Origin of the sequence: Methylocystis sp., assembly GCF_050246715.1 — a bacterium.
Taxonomy (GTDB): Bacteria; Pseudomonadota; Alphaproteobacteria; order Rhizobiales; family Beijerinckiaceae; genus Methylocystis.
This window is the reverse complement of record NZ_JBFWVN010000108.1, coordinates 1-4,310: the sequence shown is the minus strand read 5'-3', so window position 1 is coordinate 4,310 and position 4,310 is coordinate 1. Positions and strand designations below refer to the sequence as shown.

Sequence of the window (4,310 nt, the reverse complement as noted above, 5' to 3'; positions counted from 1 at the left end):
AATTTCTTTTGCAAGCTCAAGCAATTTCGGGCCATCGCAACGCGCTACGACAAAACCGCTCGAAATTTTCTCGCCGCGATCCACCTCTCCGCAGCTATCGTCTGGCTCAATTGATGACAGGCCCTAACGAATTTCGAGTTTTGGACAATGTCAATCCGATATTGCCGCTCTGTGCGGTGGCTTCACGCGAGAAAGCCGATCGCCAATGCGGCGGTCGTCATGGCGGCCAATGTTAAAATCGAAGCGCGAAGCTGCCTGCGCGTCGACTCCTGAGCGCCCTCCCAATCAAAATAAGTCGACATGGCTATCTCCGTTTGCTGTTTGGTGAAGGCGTAGTAGCAAGAATAACGAGACGCTCGCAGTGCGACTGCGCACATGCGCTTCGTTCATTGCTCACGCTCTTCTGGCGCCTGAGCGCCGCGTGGAAAGCATCGATCGATTTGCGCTGATCGTCGGACAACACGTTCGGGACGCGCGGCGCCCGGCTTTTGCGAAAGGACAGGCGCCAATGGCGCGCCAATATTATTTTCGGCCGCCAAACGCAGGCCCGGCCGTTCCGTAAATCTGAAGGTTGGGCTCTACAAGATATCCAGCGCGTCCACGAGCAGAACCCACGAAGCTCGGACCAGCGCCGAATGGCGAGGCTGATAGCCCGCCCGTGCTCCAGCTGCTTCGTCCGCCGGCAAATCCTTGAATGTCAGTTTCAACGCCAACCGCAATTCTATCCGTGAGCTGCCAATTGTAGCCCAACTGGCCGCCCCCAGCGAAGCCGACGCCGTTGTTCCACGAGATTCCCCGCTGAGGAACCGTCGCAAAGCTCGATGAATAGTTGAAACCGCCCGGCGTCGCCAGTCGAGACCAGTCGATGGACGCCGGATTGTAATTGTTGTTCCAAAAACCTCCGGCGTTCAATCCTGCGTAAAAGCCCATCCAAATTCGAGGCGGCGTCGATTGTGACGTCGAGGAGCCAATGGCTTCGTCGGCGCTGGCGGAATAAGCGCCCAGGCCGGTCAGGAGCAGGCTGGTCAGGAGAATGAGGGAAGCAACCAGCGTCTTCATTCGATAATCCTCCGCGTCGACGCCCCGCGAACGCAACCCAGGTGGATACTATCGAATGGAGTCGACAAGAGCCATTCGCGGCAACAGTGAAGGAACTCACTCAAGTTACTGAATTCCTCAATACGAATGCCGAGTTGAAGCCGTTCGAACTAAAGGTCTTGAATAGCAGCGATTGATTTCAAGTCCCGGCGCATGCGGCGCGCCGCTGCTCACGGCGCAAAAGAAAAGCCCAGCCGGATGGCTGGGCTTTCCTTCGACCAATCGGACTCGATCGATCGATCAATATTTCGCCAACACCGGCGCCGGGGCGCCGAAGTTGAAGTGGTAGTTCACGCCCGCGCGAATCGTGTGGAAGCGCGTGCGATTGTTGGTGCTGTTGAGGCCCCAGCCGGGGTTGAAAAACCAGCCGCCGTTGTTGTTCCCGTTGCCGCTGATCTGCGTATACAGATATTCGAGCTTGAGCGACCAGTTCGGAATGACCATCCACTCGCCGCCGCCGCCGACTGTCCAGCCCGTCTGCACCGCGCTGTTCTGGTTCCACCAGCCGTTGCGCTGCACTTCGCCATAGGCGAAGCCGCCCGTGCCGTAGATCAGCACCTTCGAATTGAGCAGCGTGAGGCCGGCGCGGCCACGAACCGTGCCGAACCAGTTCAGCGTCGCCGTCGTCACCGGAGGCAGGCCGAAGAGCCAGTTGTAGGTATTGCCGCCGGCGCCGGAGCCGATGCTCGTGCCCTGGAAGTCGGTCTCGACGCCAACGAGGAACATCGGCGTGACCTGGTAGTTGTAGCCGATCTGGCCGCCGCCGACGACGCCGGCGCGACTGCCGCCGTGATTGTTAAAGCCGGCGCCCCACGCGTTCGACGAATTGTTGGCGTAAAAGCCGACGCCGAAGTTCAAACCGCCATAGAGGCCCGTCCAGGTGATGAGCGGCGGGGGCGTCGGCGGCGGGGGCGCCTTATAGGACGGAAGGTCGGCGGCCAACGCCGATCCGGCCATCAACGCTAAGGCAGAGGCAGCAAACAATGCCTTTTTCATGTACCTTCCTCCTTAATGAGTTTTCAATTTGAGCGCGCGGCGAGATTTGCCTGAGGCCAAGTTGGTAGAAAGAAACCTGCTACACAGTCAAAGGATATGACTGGTTTTTGGGCGTCGAATTGTGCTTTCTGGGCGACTGTGGCAGCTGTGCCACAATGGACCCCGGACGATGCGCCGTGAGGCGAGGCGCCTTCGGCGGCGCAGTGACGTCGCCCCGACGAGAACTGTGCGGCTCCGACCTTGCCTTGACGCGGAGCGGCTGAATGTCGGCTATAATGGTTGGGCCAGAACGGCTGCGCCGACCCTGACCGGCCGCGATTTCGAGAGGAACGTCATGAGAATGCCGCCGGACAACGCCCGTCTCAAGGTCTCAGCCGGGCGGGGCCGGGGAATTCAGCATCCAGGCATGTGGACCGGCCTCGGACGATGCGCGCTCGCCGTCATTCTCGTCGCCGCCGCGCTGTCGGGAGCCGCCCAGGCGAAGCAGAAACAGGCGATGCCCGCGCCAATGTCCGCAGGCGCTGCGCCGGCGCCGAACGTCGACAAATGCGGTCACCCGATCGTGCTGGATAACGTCGGAAGCCCCTATACCGACCCCGTCTGCACCGCCCTCTCCGACACGCTTCAACCCCCGCTCTATATTCCCGATCCTGAATGCAACAGGGGCGTCGAGCCATATGATTCGCGATGCTACATGGAGCGGCTCCTGACGATGATCACAGCATCGCCGGGTCCCCCGCCTCTCGCCAGGCCCCTCCCCTATCCGGTCAAATAGTCGTCAAGCGATATAGACCGCGCCGCTCGGCGCGCGTCGGCGAGATTTGACGACATTTCGCCGCGATTCAGGCGCAGCTTGCGACTTCCTTCGTTTCCGAAGGCAGGATTTCGCGCATGAACGACCTCATCATTCCGCCGGAGCCGCCGCAGCCAAAAAGGAACGGCGCGCCGGAAATATTGCCGGTGGAGATCGTCATTGATCGCCGCCGGCGTCGACCGCTCCGCTATGGACTGATCGCGGCGTTGATCGGCTTGGCCGGAGTCGCCGCCACGCATTTCTATCCGTCTGACCGGTCCAAGGAAGCGGTCGCTCAAAAGGTTGAGGCGCAGGCTCCGCAGGTCGCGGCCCCGGCGCTGGACGAAGCGACAAAAAATCGAATCGCTTCTCTCCAGGGCGAAGTGCGGGAGCTGCGCGCGAAATTAGACGCCGTGGAAAAGCGGCAACAAGCGGACCATCTGAGCGCCCAGGCCGCAAGCGCGGCGCCGCCCGCAGAAAACAAGACTGCCGCCAGCGCGTCGGAGGCGCCGACGCCCCCGCCGCGTCCGTCCGAAACGCCCAATGCGAAAGTCGCTCACGCCGCCAAAAACGAGAGCGTCAAGAACGAGAACGCCAAAATCGATATGACGCCGGTCCAGACGATCGCCCCGGCCCCCAAAATCGTGAGCGGCTACAGGGTGCGCGACGTGTTTCAAGGCGCCGCACTCATTGAATCCGACAGGGGCATGATCGGCGTCGAACCAGGGGAAGTCGTGCCCGGCGTCGGCCGCGTCATCTCCATCAAGGAGCGCGCCGGCCGCTGGATCGTCGTCACGGAGAGCGGCGAAATTGTCGGCAACGCGCACGGGCAATCGCGCGCTCAGGCCCCGCGCCAGCGTCAATTCGCTCGGGAGCTCAATGGCTTTATCCCGCGCCTCTTCCCGCCGCCGCCGATGTTTCCGCCATACTGATCGCTGATCGTCGGCGGCCGATCTTTATTCAACCATCGCGCCGCAGCGGCCATAGGCGAAGGGTTTCGAATGGTCCCCAAGCAAATTTGCCATTGTCGAAGGCGAAATCGCCGTCTTCGACATATTGGGCTACGAGTTCGGAAATCTTTCGCCATTCGTCCGGCGTCGGCGTCTCCCAAATCGCTTCGGGACTTCGTGCGTCGCTGGACACAGCGAAAATCGCTTGAGCGATTGCAGGATGAGTTTGCCGGTTGACGCTCCACCCGACCGGCGGCGGGACGCAAGAACATATCGCATGTTTCACTGTCGCCTCCTCGGGCAGACTTGCCCGGCGCGAGGCGCGCCGTATGTGACATTAGCATAATTCTAGAGCAGTTTCTTTTCAAAGAGGCTCATATCCGGCGGCGGTGAAGTAGTTGGCGCATTCCTGCGGGGTGAACTCGTTGAACAAGGCGCCGATCCTGTTCCACAAGGCGTCGACGCTGCGCTCG

Annotated in this window: 5 protein-coding genes and 2 pseudogenes; 3 read left to right on the top strand and 4 right to left on the bottom strand. The window is 61.0% G+C overall.

What is annotated here, in order from left to right; all coding sequences use genetic code 11:
• Nucleotides 1–114 (top strand): annotated as a pseudogene (locus AB7I51_RS17735) (IS5/IS1182 family transposase); the annotation flags it as partial.
• A 408-nt stretch (nt 115–522) separates the two neighbouring features.
• On the opposite strand, the gene AB7I51_RS17730 reads toward AB7I51_RS17735, so the two are convergent.
• Together AB7I51_RS17730 and AB7I51_RS17725 are read right to left on the bottom strand one after the other, a co-directional pair.
• Nucleotides 523–1,059: an outer membrane protein gene (locus AB7I51_RS17730; protein ID WP_428405599.1), complete on the bottom strand. Its 537-nt coding sequence runs from the start codon at nt 1,057–1,059 to the stop codon at nt 523–525.
• 279 nt (nt 1,060–1,338) lie between these two features.
• The gene (locus tag AB7I51_RS17725) at nt 1,339–2,094 is read right to left on the bottom strand and encodes an outer membrane protein (RefSeq protein ID WP_428405600.1); all 756 of its coding nucleotides are present in this window, start codon (nt 2,092–2,094) and stop codon (nt 1,339–1,341) included.
• 334 nt (nt 2,095–2,428) lie between these two features.
• Between AB7I51_RS17725 and AB7I51_RS17720 the strand changes: the two genes are divergently transcribed.
• Nucleotides 2,429–2,869, top strand: coding sequence for a hypothetical protein (locus tag AB7I51_RS17720; protein WP_428405601.1), 441 nt, complete (start codon nt 2,429–2,431; stop codon nt 2,867–2,869).
• Between the two features lie 116 nt (nt 2,870–2,985).
• Nucleotides 2,986–3,819, top strand: a complete 834-nt coding sequence (locus AB7I51_RS17715; RefSeq protein WP_428405602.1) for a hypothetical protein — start codon at nt 2,986–2,988, stop codon at nt 3,817–3,819.
• A gap of 28 nt (nt 3,820–3,847) precedes the next feature.
• Here AB7I51_RS17715 and AB7I51_RS17710 read toward each other — a convergent pair whose 3' ends face one another.
• Both AB7I51_RS17710 and AB7I51_RS17705 read right to left on the bottom strand, forming a co-directional pair.
• Nucleotides 3,848–4,123 (bottom strand): hypothetical protein, encoded by a 276-nt coding sequence (locus AB7I51_RS17710; protein WP_428406383.1) that lies wholly within the window; start codon nt 4,121–4,123, stop codon nt 3,848–3,850.
• 78 nt (nt 4,124–4,201) lie between these two features.
• Nucleotides 4,202–4,310: pseudogene (locus tag AB7I51_RS17705) on the bottom strand (IS630 family transposase); the annotation flags it as partial.

What these genes read in the sequence shown, in the direction of transcription:
- AB7I51_RS17730 (WP_428405599.1), bottom strand. Translation starts at nt 1,059, where the DNA reads ATGAAGACGCTGGTTGCTTCCCTCATTCTCCTGACCAGCCTGCTCCTG.
- AB7I51_RS17725 (WP_428405600.1), bottom strand. Translation starts at nt 2,094, where the DNA reads ATGAAAAAGGCATTGTTTGCTGCCTCTGCCTTAGCGTTGATGGCCGGA.
- AB7I51_RS17720 (WP_428405601.1), top strand. Translation starts at nt 2,429, where the DNA reads ATGAGAATGCCGCCGGACAACGCCCGTCTCAAGGTCTCAGCCGGGCGG.
- AB7I51_RS17715 (WP_428405602.1), top strand. Translation starts at nt 2,986, where the DNA reads ATGAACGACCTCATCATTCCGCCGGAGCCGCCGCAGCCAAAAAGGAAC.